Source organism: Tenggerimyces flavus (assembly GCF_016907715.1).
Taxonomy (GTDB): domain Bacteria; phylum Actinomycetota; class Actinomycetes; order Propionibacteriales; family Actinopolymorphaceae; genus Tenggerimyces; species Tenggerimyces flavus.
Genome location: NZ_JAFBCM010000001.1, coordinates 7,180,479 through 7,198,604, shown reverse-complemented (window position 1 = coordinate 7,198,604; position 18,126 = coordinate 7,180,479). Strand labels below are relative to the sequence as shown.

Sequence of the window (18,126 nt, the reverse complement as noted above, 5' to 3'; positions counted from 1 at the left end):
TGTGAGGCTAACCACGAGGAGGTCGGCTGCCCGTTCACGTCCCCTTCCTGCCATGGCGGGGACAGGTCGACGTTGCCGTCTACATTCACGCTATGTCGTGGACCGAAGCGGGAGGACGGGGATGATCACCCGAGATGAGGCTGGGCTGATCGCCGAGAAGTGGGTGGCTGACAGTGCGCCGCCCGATGTGCGGCTGATCCCGATGGTGCACGAGTTCGACCTTGGGTACGTCGTCTGGGGAGGGCATCCACCCGGCACTCCTCCGTTGGTCGGGGCGGGGCGGGGGATCATCGACAAGGAGACCGGGGACCTGTCGGTCTGGCCCTCCTTGCCGGTGGAGTTGGTGATCGGGCAGTTTCGGGAGCGACGAACCGATCAACCTCGGGCGCCCCGGACCAGTGACCCGGCCGACCAGGTCCGCCGCGATCTGCGACGATTGGCCACACCGGCGAAGGTCACCCACCTGACGCTTGCCGACCGGGTGCTGGTGGTGCGGAGTGTGAAGGGCGATGCCGAACCCCAGCACCATCGCCTGGTGCGGGAGTTCTACGCCGGCGGGATGGGGCCGGAGTATCGGGAGCGGGGGTACGACCGTTGCTCGGAGGCGGCCGCGTTCTCCGACGCGCTCCACGCGGAAGACGCTCGTCGGACCGTCGCGGACGCCCCGGCGATCACGGTGAAGCAAGCCCGCGAGGAGCTCTTCGCCGGTGCCCGGATGTCGACCTATCTGGTGCGCGAGGGTGGGGATGCGGTGGCAGGTCAGGTCGCGCTGCCCTGCTTCTCCTGCGTGCTCCTGGGCCGGTCCTTTGGGTTCGAGTTGAACCCACCACGGAGCCCGAGCCTGTCCGAGGTACCGCTTTCCGCCGAAGCCGCTGAGATGCTCGGCGCCCCGGGTTGGTCGCGGGTACGAGGCACCGACGAGCAGACCGCGCGAACGGTCCGCCTGATCTGTGACCAGGTCGGGCGGCATGGTGCCCGCATCGAGTCCTTCGAGGCGGCCAACGCGGTCCTGACCGCGTTCGGTGGCATGTCCGTCGCCCAGCACGGCCCCGGACGCGACCTACGGCGCCGCCCGTTCACCCTAGACCCCCTCCTGGCCGCCGCCACCGCGGAGACGCTCGCCGACTTCGGCGGTCTGCTCGGCACCAGGCTGTTCCCGCTCGGGATGGAGGGCGACCACGACGCGATGCTCGCCATCGACGAGTCCGGCAGGATCTTCGCGCTCGACCACGCCGGCGAGTGGTTCCTGGGCGACTCGATCGAGCCTGCACTCGCCGTACTGATGAGCGGCACTCAACCGCTTCGCATCGACGACCACGGCCACTGGTGAACGAGAGAACGAGTGGCGGGCTCTCACGAAGCGTTACCTACGAAACTGTGACCTGCGGGCATGGCTCTTGCGCTTGGCGCGCAAGCCGGCCCTCGGCGACATGCAGCCAGGCTAGACCGCGCAGCGACAGGCTGCGGGCGCCGGCGAGCTCGGCCGCCTCGCCAGCGAGCGCGATGCCCTTGGTCGGGTCGACATCGGCGCACTGGACGGCAATGATCGGGATGGCGAGCAGGTCAGCGTTCGAGTTCCTCCCTGGTCCGTTTGACCGGGTAACACCTAGGGATGCGCTGATCAAAGCGCCATCCTCGGCGTGCCCGGCCCCGGTCGACCGTGAGGGGCGGTCGCAGCGCCGTGGAGTCCGCTTTACCCCGCCTGCTGGGCCCCGGTTCGTGCCCTGCTGGGTGGTTTCGGGCAGGCTGCCGCCGGGCCGTCACCGCGCGAGGGTGACGGCTCTGGCGTGCATCAGCCAGTTCGCCGATGCGAACAGCACGTGGAGGTGGTTGAGGTTCTTCGCGATCCCGCGCAAGCGGGTCTTGGTGAACCCGAAGTCGCGTTTGACGATCAGAAACGGATGCTCGACCTTGGCCCGCACCGACGCCTTGCGGGTCTCGATCGCCCGGTCGTGCTCGGTCATGGTCTTCAACACGCCCTTGCGCGCCGCAACTCGCCACTCGACCTTCGACAGATGCTCATCGGCAACGATCTCGGGTCGCTTCTCCACGCCCTGATATCCGGCGTCTGTGCAGACGAACTCGTCATCGTCACGCACCAGGTTGGCCGTCTCGTCCAGGTCATGGACGTTCGCAGCTGTCGCAGTCAACGAGTGGACATACCCGGTGCCCGCGTCCGAGCCGATGTGGGCCTTCATCCCGAAGTACCACTGGTTGCCCTTCTTCGTCTGGTGCATCTCCGGATCCCGCTGCCCGGTGGCGTTCTTCGTCGACGACGGCGCGACGACGGCGCGGCGATGATCGTGGCGTCCACGATGCTGCCCCCACGCATGATCCAGCCCTGCTCATCGAAGATCTGGTTCTGGGACTCAAACAGCTTCTCACCCAACCGGTGCTCTTCGAGCAGGCGGCGGAAGTGCAGCAGCGTGGTCGCGTCGGGAACCTGCTCCACAGCGAAGTCCAGGCCCATGAACCTGCGCATCGCATAGGAGTCGTAGATCGCCTCCTCCACGCCCTCATCAGAAAGCGAGAACCACACCTGCAGCAGGTACATCCGCAGCATCGTCTCGATCGGCTTGGCCTTACGACCGCGCTTCCCCGGCCTGTCGGAGTAGTAGTAGGGCTCGATCAACTCCACCCACCACACCCACGGGATCGCGGCGTTCATCGTCTCCAAGAACTGCTCCCGGCGGGAGACCCGTCGCCGGTTGCCGTACTCGATGTCGGTGAAGCTGGGCTGCTCGATGTCCACACCCCAAGCATTTCGTGGTCCCACGCCGACGAGCCACACACCGCACCGGACTACCGAGAAAATCAGCGCATCCCTAGGCTCGCTGCGTGATCCCGCTCGCCGATGGTCCAGCCGGACCGGCGTCCGTGCCGGGGGTGGTGTTGGCCTCCTGGGGACGCCGCGCCGGCGCGCTACTCATTGACTCCCTCATCTTCGCTGTGCTCCTCACGATCGGCATCACGTTCGTCGCGCTCGGCGCCATCCGTGATGACCAGACCAGCGGAGCGGACGGCCTGGCAACGATCCTGGCCGTGGTAGGCCTCGTGCTGTGCCTGGCCGCGCTGGGGTTCCATCTCTGGCAGCTAGGCTGGCGGCAGGGCGCCTGCGGTCAGTCCTTCGGCAAGCAGGTGGTCGGAATCCGGCTGGTCCGGGTCGCCGACGGCCGCCCGCTGGGTGGCGGCACCGGTCTCGGCCGGCTCCTGCTGCGCGCCCTCCTTGGCGGCGTCACCAGTGGGATCTACACGATCCTGACCTACCTATGGCCGCTCTGGGACGATCATCGGCAGACCCTCGACGACAAGATTTTCTCCACCGTGGTGATCCGCTCCTGATCCGGCTCAGAGGCGAACCAACAGCGCGGGAGCACCGCGCGCCGCAAGCCCGGTCTGGGGTGCGCCGCTGCTAGAGGGGAAGGGGATCAACGGGGTAGAGGTTCCGTTCTCCGCATCGGCGGCTGAGCATCATCGGGTCGGCTTCGCGAAAGGTCGGAGGAAGTTGTCTCATCGTGGGAACCCACTCACGTGCTCAGCTGGGACGATCGGTCCTCGGACGTTAGGCCGGGCTGACGTGGCGGTGTTGTCGCCAATCTGTCGCCGTTCTGTCACGCCCCAGCACGCTCGACGTGGGTAGACGTCAATCGTCGGGAATCGACTCCTTGTACGGTGATGCATATGACCGGCTTCGAGCGGCTCGCACCAGATTCGCGGTGGGAACTCGCCCTGCTTGGTCCGTTGGAGGTACGGCGGGACGAGCAGACGGTCGCGGTGCCACCCGGTAGGCCTTCAGTCCTGCTGGCCGCCTTGGCGATGTCGGCCGGAAGCGCCGTCGACGGCGCGGTCTTGGTGCGCTGTCTCTGGCCGGAAGACGAAAGCCTGCCGGAGAATCCCCGCGGCGCGGTCCACACCTACGTCGGCCGCCTGAGGGCGATCTTGGGCAAACATGCGATCACCTCTTCCGGCGGCAGCTACCGCCTCGAGGTCGACGCCGAGGCCGTAGACCTTCACCGCTTTCGCAAGCTCACCGCCGACCGCGACTCGGGTGACCCGATCGCCGAGCTTGCGAACCTGCAACGAGCGTTGACCTTGTGGCGAGGTAAGCCCTTCAGTGGTCTGGTGCCAGATGCGTTGGCGCGCGAGTACGGACCCGGGTTGACCGACGAGTTACTCGCGGCGTTGGAACGCGCGAACGAGCTGCGACTCGGGGCCGGACTCGTCGGCGCGGACATGGTGTCGTCGTTGCGTCGGCTGGTCCAGGAGTACCCGGCGCGGGAACGGTTGTGGATGCAGCTGATGGAGGCGCTGCATCGTCAGGACCGTCGCGCCGAGGCGCTCGATACGTTCCGCGAGCTCACCGACGCGCTGCGGGAGGGTTTCGGTCTCGACCCCGGACCAGCCGCCGTCGCGTTGCATCGTCGTCTGCTGGCGCTCGACGACACGGCCGACGGCCCGTGGCAAGACTCGATGCCCGCTGAACCATCGGACAGCCGGCCGCCAGCACAGCTGCCCTCGGTGTCGACGGTCCTGGTCGGGAGAAACAGAGCGCTCGACCAGGTCGTCGGCTCGATTCTCGGCACCAGGACACCACGGCCGGCGGGGGTGGTACCGGTGGTGGTGATCAACGGGTTGGCTGGCGCCGGGAAGACCTCGCTGGCGCTGCTTGCCGCGCACCAGATGACGGAACGGTTCGGCGATGGCCAGCTCTTCGCCGATCTTCGTGGTCACTCCGCGTCGGCGCCAGAGAGCGTCGAGCGCGTTCTAGGCAAGTTCCTCCGGGGCCTGGGCATGACGCCGGCGATGGTCCCTGCGGAGCTGGACGACCTCGCCGCGGCCTTCCGATCGCTCGTCGCCGGGCGACGCATTCTGGTGGTCCTGGACAACGTCAGCAACGAGGAGCAGGTCCGCCACCTGCTGCCCGGATCCACCACCTGCGCGGTCCTGGTGACCAGCAGGCACGACCTGGCCGGCTTGGAGGTGTCGCCAGGTGCGCGGCGGATCTCCGTTGGCACGCTCGACGTGGCGCAGTCATACGAGTTGCTGACCGGCTTGCTGGGTGCGGAACGAACCGCGGTCGAAGCCGATGCAGTGGCGGAGCTGGCCCACATCTGTGGGGGCCTGCCCCTGGCGTTGCGCGTCGCCGCAGCCCACCTTACGTTGAGTCCCCGTCTGGGGGTGGCCGACTACGTTCGTCAGCTACTCGCCCGGGGTACGGTCTCGGGGCTGCGGGTGGTCGGCGACGAGCAAGCAAACCTGTCCGCGGCTTTCGATTGGTCGTACCGGACGCTTCCCCCCACGCAGCAGCGGCTGTTGCGGTTGTGCGGTCTCATCCCGGGCACGGACTTCGCTGCGGTGAACGCGGCTGCCGCGGCCGGGCTGGACCTCCCAACCGCGGCTGGCTGGCTGGAGGAACTGGCCTCGGCGGGACTGGTCGAACGTCGAGAGGACGAACGCTTCGGGCTGCACGATCTGATCAGGGCGTACGCGGTGCAACGCTCACGTACCGAAGACTCCGAGAACGAACGCACCGAGGCCCGGCGTCGCCTGATGCAGGCGTACATCCGCCAAGCTGATCGCGTGCTCGTCCCGAGAATCGGGCTTCGCCGGCTCGTTCGTCCCACGTCCGTTGACGATCTGGGGCTTCAGGAGATCCGGGCTGGGAGCTCATTGTCCGGCGGGGACGATCCGGATGAGGAGCTGGCCGAGCTCGATCGCGACTGCGCGGCGATGGTGGAGGCGGTCATCGATGCGGCAGACAACGGCCCGTACGACGCCGCGTACCATCTGGCGGACGCGTTGCGTGGTTATCCCATTTTGCGAGGCTACGCGGGCAACTGGCTCGCCTGCGTCGACGCTGGGCTCCGCGCCGCCGAACGGGACAGGTCGGATGAGGCCATCGCCGCCATGCTCAACAGCAGAGGCTTGCTGTGGTGGCACCTGGCGGACGACAAGCCGCGCGCCTTCGCCGACCTGACGGCCGCTCTCGAGCTCTGTGAGCGGATCAGATCCGACACCGCGTACGCGATCCGCGCCAACCTAGGCAACCTGGCGCTGTTCAGCGGTCAGCCGTGGTTGGCTCTCGAGCACAACCAAGCAGCGCTCGAGGGCTATGGCTCAGCCGCGAGTGCGCCCCTGCGGACGATCGCCCGTCGCAACCTGATCATGTCCCTGATATCTCTGGGTGAGCTCGAACGGGCGCGGACGGAGCTCCACCTCCTGGTGGCCACGGTCGCCTCACTGACCTACCGCGACTATGGGCTCGTCGCTTTGATGGCCGCTACGACGGGGGACCTGACCGAAGCCATCGCGCAGTATCAGGTCGCGGTCGACGACGCGGTGCGCCGCGGCGACCGGCGCGGCGAGCTCGCCTCGCACATCGACCTGGTGGTGTGCCAGCTGGAACGAGACGACGACATCGCTGCCGCCGAACGCACCGCTGAACGGATCGCCGAACGAGTCCAGCGTGAAGAACCCCGCCTCATGGCGGAGACCGACCTGATGCTGGCCCACGTGGCGTACCGCGCCGGCCGGCTGACCGAAGCGCGACTTCGGTTCACCCGGGCCTCCGAAGCCACCGAGCTCGGACAAGAGCAGCAATGCGCTGCGCTCATCGGCCACGCAGAGCTGGAGCTCGCCGAGGCCAACGTCGCGGCAGGCATCGAGCTGGCCGAGAGAGCGACCGAGCTCGCCCGTCGAGCGTCGTTCCAAATCCGACTCGTCCACTCGCTCTCGGTCTTGGGCGCAGGATGCCGGCTCAACGCGGACCTGCGGACGGCGCGGAAGTACGTCGAGCAAGCCCGCTCCATCGCGACCTCCAGCGGGTATCGCTTGGGGCTCGGCGTCGCGCTCACCGAGCTCGCGGACATCGAGCAGGCCGATGGACGCCCAGCTGCCGCCCTGGACCTCCGGCGAGAAGCCCACGAGCTGCTCCGACTGGTTCACTCCCGCCGAGCCCCCGTGCTGGCAGCGATGATCGCCCAACTCCCGTAGCGTCGACGGGCTCTGCTGACGGCGGCGGCGATGTTGGTGAGGTCCTATCGACGGCCGAAGCGAGAGGTCGCAATCTCCAGCCCACGTTCGACTGAGAACTCTCCATCAGTCGAACACGAGACTCATGCCCAGATCAGGGTCACGAAGGTGCCTGGACACGGACGAGGCTGCCGCGATGCGGTACTTCGCGATCTGCGGTGGCGCGTACGCGGGAGCCTGGTTCGGAAACCCGTGGTGGCGCGCGGCGATCAATGCCTGGGCGGAGGAGACTCCTCCGCCGCCGGCCGAGCACCTGGACCTGGCACTCGACGCCCCGAACCTGTTGGACGAGGATGGCATCGACTGGCTGATGGAGGCGAACTACGCCCAGCCCTTCAGCGCGGCGATCCGTCGATGGCAGCTCGAACACGGCGCCGAAGAAGGCCATCTCGGCGGCGGCCTCTGGTTTCCCCCTGGCGTTCCCGAGCTTCCGCGACGCCTTCGCTAGTCAGCGCCTCGACATCTCCGAAGGGGCTCGATTCTCTGAGCAGTCCCAAGCACACACCCCCTTGGAGGCGCTCAGCTTGCGAGAAGCCATCGAGGTATGGAGAGTGAGCAGACCCGTTCAGGCGATCGAACGATGACCCGCCCGCGGACTGACGTTGGTCGCATCGCCGAGGAAGCTGTCTAGCGTGTCACGTCGGCCGGCCAGATGATCGTGACGGGGAGCCCGAGGTCCTGAGCTAGGTGGACGACGTCGGCGGTTGCGCCGTAGCCGCGGGCGGGTTCTCCGTCCCATACGGCGATGAGTTGGTCGGCGCGTTCGAGCATGGCGCGGCTAGCGTCCATGTGGGATTCGGAGGTCGATTCTTGATGGTCGAGCGTGACCACTTCGGCCGCGTTGGCGAGGAGTTCGTCGTAGGTGGCGCGGCTGTCCTCGGGTAGTGCGTCTCGATACTGGGCTGCCGGGACGATGACGTTGAGGTGGCCGCCGGCGTCGATCACTGCTCGCGCGAAGATCTGGTCTGCGCCGTCGGCGAGGCAGCTGATCCCGACGAGGTGGGCAGGGGTCAGCTGGACGAAGTACGAACGGATCGCGTTGTTGACGTACTGTTCCACGTCGCGTCTGAGGCCACGGTGTCCACTGATCGCAATGCGCATCACGCGTCAGTGTAGGAGGTCATCAGCCGATCATCGAGCGCGGCAGCGGCCGGTATAGAGACCGCCCCGAGTTGGGCTCGGAGGTCGCGGACCGCTACCCGGACACGCTCGGAACCGAACTTGCGGCCCGTGTCATAGGCCGTTGCTGCGACCTCGCAGGCCTGTTCGAGGTCGCCACCGGCAGCGAGCGCCCGGGCGTACTCGACGGAAGTCAGCGCGGCCTGTTTGGGGCTGGTCGGACTCGCTGCGCGGTCGAACGCCGCCGACGCAACGGCAGGGAGACCAAGACGGGACGCGATCACTGCGCGGTGGGCGGCGACCTTGGAGGCGTCGAACCGGAAGACCCATGGCCATGCGGGCTCCTGGTGCGCACCGGCGTCTAGATGGCGCTCGGCGTGATCGACGAGTGCGAGCGCGGTCCGGTCGCCAAGGTGAGCGAGGGCGACGCCCTCCAAGCATGCGAGCCAGGCACGTGCGATCGCCGGTGCGCTGCGCGGCAGCCTCGCGTCGGCGTCACGGATGAGGCGGAGGCCCTGCGCTGGGTCACCTGCGGAGAAGGCGTATTGACCGAGGCTTCCTTGCATGTAGGACGCGAGAAGGGGATGCCCGGCTGTGCGGCTTGCCCGTACGGCCATTTGGTAGTGGCTGCGGGCGCCAGGGGCGTCGTTTCGGTCGGCGCAGAGCCAGCCCGCCAACCCGGCGATCTCGGCTAGAGCTGCCAGCAGCCGCGTTCGCTGGCCACCCGTAGCGGGTTCCAGCATCGAACGGGCGAGAGCGAGATGCGCGGTGACGACGGCGAGCAGGGACGCGCTCGGAGTGTGTTGCTCCAAACGTCGGTAGGTGAGAGTACTGACGCGCAGCAGTTCTTCATCGCCGATCTGGCCGCGGGCAGGCAGTGCAGCGGCGCTGGCAGTGCCCAGGGCGCCGGCAAGAAACTGTCTGCGGTACGTGTTGTCCTCCGACCTATCGTCATCGGCTAGACCGACGATGTGCCGCGGGATACCCAGTCCGGCTGCGAGCGCGCCAACCGTGCGCATCCCCGGTTCGCGGTTCTGGCCGTTGACTAGCCGCGAGACCTGCGATTGAGATATCCCGGCGAGAGCAGCGATCTGGGTCTGGCTCAGCCCGGCGTCGAAGAACCGCGCGGAGTGGCACAACCCAGTCCCCAGTGCCGAGTGCGCGCCGCACCTCTGGACGCGTCCACACCTCGCTGACGTCGGGCAATCCGTGCGTCATAGGTGCCTCTCATCGACCGTACCGGGCCTATGCAACGACGCAAGTCTTCGCATGAGCCTATGCGTGCGCGGGTATCCACGTCGACTACCCGTCGTCAGGATCTGGATACGGCGCGGCGGCCGGATGCCGCAGGAACTCCTTCCCGGCCGCCGCCCGGACCAAAACGGCCACCCCCGGATGCCACCGCTCGAGCGGGCGGCCTGGGCGGGTGGTCCTGGCGGCGGGGAATGAGGATGCATGGACGAGTACGAGGAAGCCGAGCTGAGGCGGAAGAAGCTTCTGGCGACGCCGTGCGGTTTCTGTGGTCAGACTGCAGGCGTCTGGTGTGTTGACGCGGGTGGTCGGGCGGTCCGCAACGTGAATCGGCAGCACGGCATCCGTTACAGCCAGTCCGGAGTCAGGAGGGGTCTGCTGCGTGCCCTGTGGGTGAAGGCGCGGCTGGTCTAGGTGTCGCGTCCCTTTCCTGCCCTCCGCGCGCCGGTCACCCAGGCCGGTCGTGGAGGGAACCCCTTACCGGCCTCTTCCTTTCATTGGAGGTCGGGGACGCGATTCGGGCGGCCCTCCATCCATCAGTATGGGAAGGCCTGGGGGGATGGAGGGCATTCGCCCTGCCGCCGCGCATGCGGCCATTCGGCGGCTCGTGTTCGTCACTGTCTGCACGAAAGGACGGGTGATGGACCGTCTGCGTTTGGAGGTGCGGCAGCGGTTGTTCAGCGCGGATGGCACGAGGGAGGTCCTGGCAGTGCGGCCTGTGGGAACTGAGGCGGAGACGACTCGGTTGAAGAGCCTGGATCTGGACCTGAGCCTCCTACTGCGGTACGCGGAGCCTTTGCAGAGGCAGGCCGCTGCGGCCGCTGGAGCTGTGCTCGTCGTGCCTGAGACGAGGCTGTCTGGCGAGGACATGGAAGCGGGGATGGAGGCGGTGCGGAACCACCGCTCGGACCCTGAGCTTTCAGCGTCTCTGGCTTCACTGGCGTCAAGGCTGGATAGGGAAGCGTTCGCCCTGCGGGAGCGATGCGAACACGAGACAGCTAGCAGATCGGACGACGGGCCAGCCGACCAGGGTCGCTGCCGACGGGAGCGCGCGAGCAGCCTGGCGATCCTGCTGCGGTTGGCGATCGCCGGCCTCATGGCGACCGACGGCAGCGGTGTGCCGGTGGTCCTCGACGACGCGCTGGGCTGGTCCGACCAGAGCCGGCTGAAGGCGATGGGCACGTTGCCCGCGAAGGTGGGCGAGACGGTCGCAGGTCCTGCCGCTGACCTCGCTGCCCGTCTGGTTGACGTCGGGCGTGCGCGAGCTTGTCCGAGTGTTCAATCTGCGTTCTCGAACGCGGCGGGCGCCCCGCTGGACCGCGACAGCTCAGGCTGCCGCTTGCTGGTCGAACGTCGCCGTCGCCTCAACGTAGTCGACGATGCTGGCATGGCGGACGAACAGCTCCTGGTCGGAGTGCAGGCGAAGCCCTGGAAGGAGCCGGAGGGCCATCGTCACGGCCGCGGGAACGACCACCCGAGCGAGCGGAGCGCCTGTGCAGTAGTGGATTCCGTGGCCGAAGGCGAGGTGCGGATTGGGCGAACGCGTGGCGACGAACCGGTCAGGCTCATCGAACACAGCGGGGTCACGATTGGCCGCCGCGTAGCAGGTCATCACGAGGCTGGAAGGAGGGATCCGGGTGCCGTCGGGCATCGTCACCTCCTGAACGGCGACCGTCGGACCCTGGCTGAACGACGGCATGTACCGCATCACTTCTTCTATTTCCCTTTCAATCCACTCCTGATCGTCGATTTTGGCGCGTGTCTCGTCGAGCAGGTCGAATTGATCCAGGAGAGCGATCGTGTTGACGATCGTCGTCCCGGTGTCGTTGTAGGCCGTGAGGATCATCCAGATATAGCCTTGGAGCTCCTCCTCGGTGATCTGTTCGTCGCGCCATGCCGTCACCAGCGTGTCAAGAACGTCCGTTCCCGGTCTGTCGAGTCGACGACGCGCGACGTCACGTATATATGAACGCAGCTCGGGGGATTCCGGCGTGTTGTCCCAGCGGTCGAACGTCTCCCTGATGGCCGCCCGCAATGCAGTCTCGTTCTCGTCAGGAAAACCCAAGAAGGAACACATGATCCTGAACGTGAGCGAGTACGCCATTTCTGCCAGGTCGAACGTGTCGTCGCCCTTTCTGACGACGTCACCGATGAGCCCGGCGAGATGCCGCTCGGCGACCTGAGCCATGCCGTCGACGGCACGCTTTCGGAAGGCCGGCGCGGTGATGCGGTGCAGGTGAGCGTGGCGACCAGGGCTGCCGTCCGCCCGCAAGCTCTCGGTCAGCCAATATCCCTTGGCGACGCTGTGGATGTCCTGACCAGGCTCGAACAAGTACGAGTAGTCCTTGGAGAAAAGGCTACCGGCGTTCAACTCGACGAACTGCACGTCCCGGTACTCACGCACGTACCACCCCGGCGTGATCGACACGGCCTGGCGGTCACACCACGCCTGGTCCACGAGAAGAGGTGGACCGGCCGTCTGCAGGTCCTGTGGCCACGCGAAGTCGGACGGCTTCATGTCGTCGCCTCCCTTGGCGAGCTGACAAAGGAATGTCTCGAATAGCTTCGCAAAACCCGTGTCCCCGAGGGTCGCTTGTCGGGATGGTTTCCCACCCCGCGGTGCGTGTCAAGAGTGAAATGATCGGCCGTTCGCGCACTCGATTGTGTGGCGCGATCCGCGTCAAGGCCGTATTAGTGGAGGGCGGTATGGCCGAAGAGGTTCCACGGCGAACGGAGGCGCGAGCATGGAGACAGCAGGACGTCGCCGTCCGGGTCCGACCGGTCAGTCGTTGAGCTTCGAACGGGTCGGTATCGACCGCATCAAGGAGGAATCCAGGACGAGTACACCCTGGACCTTCTTCGTCATCATCGTTGGTAACAGCGCGACCTTGGCCAGCATGATCTACGGCTGGATCCCGATCACGTTCGGCCTCGATGTGTGGGGAGCCGTGAGCTCGATCGTCGTCGGGACCACGGTGGGGATCGCCGCGCTGCTTCCATTGATCCTCATGGGCTCGCGGACCGCGACCAACAACGCGACGTCGAGCGGGGCGCACTTCGGGGTGCGTGGCCGTATCATCGGCTCCACCGTCGGTCTGGTCATCACGGCCGTCTCGACCGCAGTGGTGATCTGGACCAGTGGCAGCGCGACCGTCGGCTTATCGAGCCGCCTCCTCGACACGGCGACCACGGATGCGGCGCTCGCGGTCACGTACGGCCTCATCGCGTTGCTGACCGCGCTAGTTGCCATCTACGGGTACCACCTCCTGGTGCGGGTGGCGTGGGTCCTGATGATCGCCGGCGGACTCGTCGTCCTCGCGATGCCCATCGCGTTCTCGGGCGACATCGACCTCGGCTACCAGGGTGGCGACTATCTGCTCGGCAGATACGGAAGCACGTGGCTACTGGCGGCGATCACCGTCGGTGTGTCGGGAGTGTTGCAAATCGGCACCTTGGTCGGAGACTGGACCCGCTACATCTCGGCGCAGCGCCATTCCACCGCGAAGCTGGCATCGGTCGCCTCGCTCGGCGTCTTCGTCGGGTACGTCGTCCCCATGTCGATCGGGGCGGTGGTCGCGACCGCGTTCGTCGATCCGACTGCGTCGTTCCCCGAGAATCTCGCGGGCAACGCCCCGATCTGGTACGCGATGATGCTGCTGCCATTCGCCCTGCTCGGCGGGCTCGCCTGGGCGGCGTCCGGTATGTACAGCAGCGGACTCGATCTGGAGAGCCTGGTCCCTCGACTTTCCCGTGCTGGAGCAACCATTCTTGCCGGCACCGTCTCGGTGGGGCTGGTCTTCCTCGGATCCCTCGTCTGGGACGCCGCGGACTCGATCGCGACGGCGTCGCTGGTCGTGCTGGCGGTGATCGCGCCCTGGGCGGCGATCATGGCGATCGGCTTCCTGCGCCAGCGAGGCACGTACCTGCCGGACGATCTCCAGATGTTCAACCGCGGGCAACGCGGTGGGGCCTACTGGTTCAGCGGAGGCTGGAACTGGCGCGCGGTCGCCGCGTGGTGCGGCGGCTCTCTGTTCGGCCTCCTGGCCCTGCAGACCGCCCACTACGTCGGACCGTTGGCGAACCTGGCCGGCGGCGTCGACGTGAGCTTCGTCGGCTCGTACCTGATCGCCGGGATTCTCTTCCTGGTCTTCGACGTCCTCGCTCCCGCTCCGGCCGGCGCACTGGCCAGAGCCGTCGAAGGCGCGTCGTCCTCGCCGACTCAGGGCGCCACGCGCTCGGGGTGGGAGTAGAGGACGAAGCGCTCGTCGCAGACGAAGCCGGCAAGCGTCATGCCGAAGCGCTTAGCGAGGTCGACCACCGTTCGCCGCTGCCGCCGAGCTGCTCGCCGCCGCTGACGACTGGAACGCCCTGCGCGACCTCGATCGTCTTGCGAACAACGAGGGTCCCATCGTCGCCGCCGTCTATGTCGAGGATGTGTACGCCGCGTCACAGCAACAGCAGGACACGCTCGCGCAGCTCGGCAACGCCCAGGTAGACGACGAACGAGCACGAGCACGGCGTCCGCGATCGGCTCGTACTCTCCCGCCTGATGGATATGGCAGCCGGCCGCTACTAGGCCGGACGGACGCCGCACTATGCGCACAACAGCTAGGTCTTGGTGGTTTCCAGGGTCTGAACGGGCCGCCATCGACCACGGTCCAGACGAGCCGGCGATGGGTCTCGCTCAAGCCCACCTGACGTTCGCGGACTACCAGGTCGTTGAAGAACGCGAGGACGCGGTCGGCGCCGTCCATCCGTACGTCGACGACGAATCCTGGTACGAGGCGCTCGCGCAGCCCGCTCCAGTCGCTGAGCGCAGCCCAGGCCACTGCTGGTTCGACGTCGATCGATCGTTGCTCGCGGAGGGATACCACGCTCAGGTCGCCTTCTTGACGAGAAGATCGAACTCGTTGCCCTCGAGATCGGCGAGCGTCGTCCACTTCTCACCGTCCTCGTCGAAGTCGTCCAGTCGCTTTGCGCCCAATGCGACCAGCCGGTCGAGCTCCGCGGCGTCGGACGACATCAGGTCGACATGGATGCGGTTCTTTCCCGATTTCGGCACAGGCACTCTGACGAACATCCAGCGTGGCGATTACGACTCGTCGTCACCGAGTCCGATGCTGGCGAACTCCACGTGGCTCACCGTCCATCCGCCGTCCGAGAACGGTTGCCCAGAACGCAGCTACCCGCGCCGCGTCGGCGCAGTCGATGACGACGGAATGAAGTGCGATAGTCATGAGTGCGGCTCCTTGGGGAGATGGCGGATGGGCCAGCAGAATTCGATTTTGATCGACGGCTCATCTCCGCCGACCACGTGATCGTTCTCGCGGATCGGACCTGGCGAGCCGAGAACGCGTTCGGTCACGAAGGTCCCGAGCGCGGCGTATGCCTGGTCTACTTCGGCGAACGGTCCCTTGTGTACGGCTACCGCGATCGGGGCCGCGGGGATCTCGATCTCGGCACGTCCCGCGGGGTCGCGCTTCTTGTGATCGGAAGGAACGCGACGACCTGTCCCGCGTGTGGGCCTCGAAGAACTCCGGGCTGTACAGGGCAGCGTCAGCACCACCGACGACCGGAGGATCGACGTCGTCCACAAGTGGTGAAGCTCGCCGAACGCGGACTCCAGCCATCTCTCGATGTCGTCCCACTCGACGTTTCCGGTGATGGCGAGCGCCGAGACGGCTTCGACTCGGCGACACTCGACAGACAGAGCAGCTGAGCGTCCTTCGAGCAATGACTTCAAGGACTCCACCGCCGCCTGAGTGTGTTCCAGCGTCTGCTGCATGCGCTGGAGGTGACGGACGATCACCTCGTTCCTGCTGTCGATGTCCGGTGCGTCGAGAACCAGCTGAATCTGGTCAAGCGACATGTCGAGCTCTCGAAACCGGCGGATCACTTGAGCGGCGGGCACTTGGGCGCTGGAGTACCGCCGGCGCCCCCACCATGGATCGACGTTCGCGGGTTTCAGCTGTCCGATCTCGTCGTAGTGCCGCAACGCCTTCACGCTCACGTGGGACACCCGCGCGAACTCGCCAATGCTCAACAACGCCGTCATTGCCCCACCTCCTCGCCCCTTCATAGCCCGGCTACCAGGTCGCGTGGTTGGCAGCGAGCATTCATCCTCCCCCTACGTTGGTGAGAGGCCCGTCGGCCGTCGAACACCTCGGCCATGAGTGCGGTGATCTGGACTCGGGCGGGGCGCTCCAGTCGGTCAGGTTGGTGACGAGCTGGCCGGATGAGACCGGGCGGTTATGCCGTTCCGGAGTGTTCCAGCGGCACGAGCAGAGTGCGTAGCCCGTCGGCGACGGCGGTGCGGGAGGCAGCGTCCATGGGCGCGAGCACTGACTCGTCGGCGTCGAGGACTGCGGCCAGTGCGCGGGTGGCGAGCGCTTCCCCGTCGGCGGTCAGGCTCACCTGGACTGCCCGTCGGTCGCCGTCGTCGCCTGTGCGGGTTATGAGCCCGCGGTTCTGTAGCCGGCCCATCCGGGCTGTCATCGCGCCGCTGGAGATAAGGGCGGCGCGGGCAAGCGCGCTGGGACGGACTGGCCCTCCGCCCTCGCGCCGCAGGGTGTTGAGGACGTCGAAGTCCTCGAAGCTCAGCCCGAGCGGTGTCAGACCGCGCGCGATGGCGATGTCGAGGAACCGCGCCAGTCGTAGGATCCGCCCCGCGACCGCAAGCGGTTCTGTCGCAAGCTGCGGGTCACGGTCGGTCCATGCCTGCAGCATTCGATCGACGTGGTCGCGTTCCATGCCAGCAATCTAGCTTGTCGCGGAATAGTTCCATGGCAAGCTATGTTGGCGTCGACATGACTATAGAGAGCAAGTTCACCGCTGTTATCTACGAGGGAACCCCCGGGGTCCGCGTCGTCCGCGACCACCTGCGGATCGTAGGGACCGGCCGTGAGGAACTCGTCGATGTCGTCCTGGCGCAGGTGGAGCAGGGCGCTGGACGGATCGAGCTCTGCGGCGGGCTTGGCGCCGAGGAGGCCGCGAGCGTCCGGGCGGCCGTAGCCCTCGACGTCCGGATCGGCCTCAACCGGTACGCCTTCGAGTCGCTGGAGCGGATCGCCGACTACAAGCGCGCCGCCATCGGGGGCGTACTGAGGCCCGCTGCGTTCCTCTACCTCGCGCCCGGACTCGACCCGGATCGTGACCGCGACACCCATGCCGACGCCGTCTTCGTCCCGGTGCCGGACGCGGCCGCCGTGGAGGCGGTCGTCGCGTCCCTGGCGGGCCTCGACCTAGGTCTGGTCGAGCTGTACGGCGGGCTTGGAGTCGACGCCGCGGCCGCCGCTGTGCGCGGGAGCGGCGGGAGGATCCCCGTCGGGTTCGTTGGGTACGACGACTGACAAACGGCAACCGTCCCGGCTGCTGCGTCGCAGCGCGGTGGGAGCGGTGGGTTCGCCACACCAATCACAGCGCTCGCGCTGCACCCACGCGGTCAGGGCTGTAGAGGGCCCGGTAGTTCGTCTCGATCGCCAGGTGCCGGCCATGCACGACGGCCAGCTCGCGCGCGATCTGTTCAGCGCTCCACCGCTGGCCGAGCCGACCCTGCACGATCTCGCGCAGCTTTGCATCCTTGGTCAGGATCCGCGGGGTCGAGATCGGCCCAGCTCCGCGGCGATCGCCCGAGCGGACTTCCCCGCCAGGGGTGACCGCAGTGACCAGACGTTGCTGCCGTCGCGCCGGCGGATCGGGCAGTCAGGCGGCTGGTCACGACGTGGCCGTGGTGCAGAGGCCGGTCGAGGGTGGTCAGACCTAGGTCGATCGATCCAGTTCCCGGCCGTCGGCGGCCAAGGGCGGTGTGGTTGACCGCGGTCGTTCGACGAAGAAACCAACGGCTGGCTGAGACTCGATCTCACCCTCTGCGCCTGCCTTGATGGTAGGGACACCGAAGTGGCCTTCGACGCCGCCGAGGAGCGACTGGACGCGGAAGCCGAGCAACTCGCGCAGCCTAGGGCTGGCCGCGGCGAGTGCTTCCGGTGAGACTTGCAGGGAGAAGTTCTCGACCTGGCGCACGAAGTACGGCACGTAGGTGGCGCCGATCACGCGACGAGGCCGGTCGGTCCGGTTGGCCCCGGCACCGTGGAGGAGTCGCGAATCCATGACCAGAACGCTCCCCGCTGGTCCGATCGCCGGGATCGTTTCAAGGGCTCCCCGACGCGCGAGGTCGTCCTCGTTCCATTCATGGCTTCCCGAGATCAGCCGCGTTGCGCCGTTTTGCTCGGTGAAGTCGTCCAGCATCCACAGGAGCGTCAAACACCAGCACCGATCCGCCATCGACTCGGGCAAGTAGCGCTGATCATTGTGGATCGCCTGCGCGGAACGTTCCGTTCGGGAGATGTTCGCGCCGAGGAACGAGAGAAGGTACGGCGACCCGATCATGGCGGGTGCGATGCTGTCGACGAACGGGTGTGAAGCGAGCTCACGGAAGACCGCACCCTTGTTGACGAGGTTGCTGACCCGCTGATCGTCGGTCCCTCCGATTTCGAAGCCGGTGCCGTCGACCTCGACGATGCTGCCGTCCAGGGTGAACTCGGGCACCAGCCGATCGGGATCTGCGTGCGGCGGCTCCACGCGCCGGATCTGCTCGCCTGCGGCCTGCTCGTCCAGCCGGCGTCCCAAGGCAGCCACCTGTTGATCGGAAAGCACGTTCCGGACGAGGCAGTAGCCATCTGCGTTGAGGGCCGCGAGGATGTCGGAGTTTTCCATGGGTTTCCCGTC

The 18,126-nt window shown here is 66.9% G+C and carries 16 protein-coding genes and 1 pseudogene; 7 read left to right on the top strand and 10 right to left on the bottom strand.

Features of this window, described 5'->3' with window-relative positions:
• The first annotated feature begins 121 nt into the window (after positions 1-121).
• Positions 122-1,330: an SUKH-3 domain-containing protein gene (locus JOD67_RS33570; RefSeq protein ID WP_205121703.1), complete on the top strand. Its 1,209-nt coding sequence runs from the start codon at positions 122-124 to the stop codon at positions 1,328-1,330.
• Positions 1,331-1,367: 37 nt separating this feature from the next.
• On the opposite strand, the gene JOD67_RS33565 is transcribed toward JOD67_RS33570, so the two are convergent.
• Both JOD67_RS33565 and JOD67_RS33560 read right to left on the bottom strand, forming a co-directional pair.
• On the bottom strand, positions 1,368-1,625 hold the full coding sequence (locus JOD67_RS33565) for a hypothetical protein (protein ID WP_205121702.1): 258 nt from the start codon (positions 1,623-1,625) through the stop codon (positions 1,368-1,370).
• Between the two features lie 135 nt (positions 1,626-1,760).
• A pseudogene (locus JOD67_RS33560) lies at positions 1,761-2,746 on the bottom strand (IS5 family transposase).
• Between the two features lie 92 nt (positions 2,747-2,838).
• Between JOD67_RS33560 and JOD67_RS33555 the strand changes: the two are divergent.
• From JOD67_RS33555 to JOD67_RS33545, 3 genes are all read left to right on the top strand, one after another.
• Entirely contained in the window at positions 2,839-3,342 is a 504-nt protein-coding gene (locus JOD67_RS33555; RefSeq protein ID WP_205121701.1) for an RDD family protein, read from the top strand.
• A 339-nt stretch (positions 3,343-3,681) separates the two neighbouring features.
• Complete coding sequence (locus tag JOD67_RS33550) at positions 3,682-6,993, top strand: AfsR/SARP family transcriptional regulator (protein WP_205121700.1); 3,312 nt, start codon at positions 3,682-3,684, stop codon at positions 6,991-6,993.
• A gap of 175 nt (positions 6,994-7,168) precedes the next feature.
• Complete coding sequence (locus tag JOD67_RS33545; RefSeq protein WP_205121699.1) at positions 7,169-7,480, top strand: hypothetical protein; 312 nt, start codon at positions 7,169-7,171, stop codon at positions 7,478-7,480.
• A gap of 179 nt (positions 7,481-7,659) precedes the next feature.
• Here the strand turns inward: JOD67_RS33545 and JOD67_RS33540 are convergent, their stop codons facing one another.
• Together JOD67_RS33540 and JOD67_RS33535 are read right to left on the bottom strand one after the other, a co-directional pair.
• Complete coding sequence (locus JOD67_RS33540; protein WP_205121698.1) at positions 7,660-8,133, bottom strand: hypothetical protein; 474 nt, start codon at positions 8,131-8,133, stop codon at positions 7,660-7,662.
• Entirely contained in the window at positions 8,133-9,290 is a 1,158-nt protein-coding gene (locus JOD67_RS33535; RefSeq protein ID WP_205121697.1) for a helix-turn-helix domain-containing protein, read from the bottom strand. Before JOD67_RS33535 ends, JOD67_RS33540 begins: the two co-directional genes overlap by 1 nt.
• A gap of 316 nt (positions 9,291-9,606) precedes the next feature.
• Here JOD67_RS33535 and JOD67_RS33530 point away from each other — a divergent pair, with 316 nt between their 5' ends.
• Entirely contained in the window at positions 9,607-9,816 is a 210-nt protein-coding gene (locus JOD67_RS33530; protein WP_205121696.1) for a hypothetical protein, read from the top strand.
• A 913-nt stretch (positions 9,817-10,729) separates the two neighbouring features.
• Here JOD67_RS33530 and JOD67_RS42200 read toward each other — a convergent pair.
• Positions 10,730-11,860 carry a cytochrome P450 gene (locus JOD67_RS42200; RefSeq protein ID WP_205121695.1) on the bottom strand — a complete coding sequence of 377 codons (1,131 nt, stop codon included), beginning with the start codon at positions 11,858-11,860 and terminating at the stop codon, positions 10,730-10,732.
• 286 nt (positions 11,861-12,146) lie between these two features.
• Between JOD67_RS42200 and JOD67_RS33520 the strand changes: the two genes are divergently transcribed.
• The gene (locus JOD67_RS33520) at positions 12,147-13,652 is read left to right on the top strand and encodes a purine-cytosine permease family protein (protein ID WP_205121694.1); all 1,506 of its coding nucleotides are present in this window, start codon (positions 12,147-12,149) and stop codon (positions 13,650-13,652) included.
• A 626-nt stretch (positions 13,653-14,278) separates the two neighbouring features.
• Here the strand turns inward: JOD67_RS33520 and JOD67_RS41485 are convergent.
• From JOD67_RS41485 to JOD67_RS33500, 4 genes are all read right to left on the bottom strand, one after another.
• Positions 14,279-14,482: a VOC family protein gene (locus JOD67_RS41485; RefSeq protein WP_205121693.1), complete on the bottom strand. Its 204-nt coding sequence runs from the start codon at positions 14,480-14,482 to the stop codon at positions 14,279-14,281.
• 25 nt (positions 14,483-14,507) lie between these two features.
• Positions 14,508-14,639 carry a VOC family protein gene (locus JOD67_RS42545; protein ID WP_205121692.1) on the bottom strand — a complete coding sequence of 44 codons (132 nt, stop codon included), beginning with the start codon at positions 14,637-14,639 and terminating at the stop codon, positions 14,508-14,510.
• Entirely contained in the window at positions 14,636-15,457 is an 822-nt protein-coding gene (locus JOD67_RS33505; RefSeq protein WP_205121691.1) for a MerR family transcriptional regulator, read from the bottom strand. Before JOD67_RS33505 ends, JOD67_RS42545 begins: the two co-directional genes overlap by 4 nt.
• Positions 15,458-15,651: 194 nt before the next feature.
• Entirely contained in the window at positions 15,652-16,152 is a 501-nt protein-coding gene (locus JOD67_RS33500) for a MarR family winged helix-turn-helix transcriptional regulator (protein ID WP_205121690.1), read from the bottom strand.
• A 32-nt stretch (positions 16,153-16,184) separates the two neighbouring features.
• Between JOD67_RS33500 and JOD67_RS33495 the strand changes: the two genes are divergently transcribed.
• Positions 16,185-16,751: a DUF6506 family protein gene (locus tag JOD67_RS33495; protein ID WP_205121689.1), complete on the top strand. Its 567-nt coding sequence runs from the start codon at positions 16,185-16,187 to the stop codon at positions 16,749-16,751.
• A gap of 409 nt (positions 16,752-17,160) precedes the next feature.
• On the opposite strand, the gene JOD67_RS33490 is transcribed toward JOD67_RS33495, so the two are convergent.
• Positions 17,161-18,114 (bottom strand): phytanoyl-CoA dioxygenase family protein, encoded by a 954-nt coding sequence (locus JOD67_RS33490; RefSeq protein WP_205121688.1) that lies wholly within the window; start codon positions 18,112-18,114, stop codon positions 17,161-17,163.
• Between the last annotated feature and the right edge of the window lie 12 nt (positions 18,115-18,126).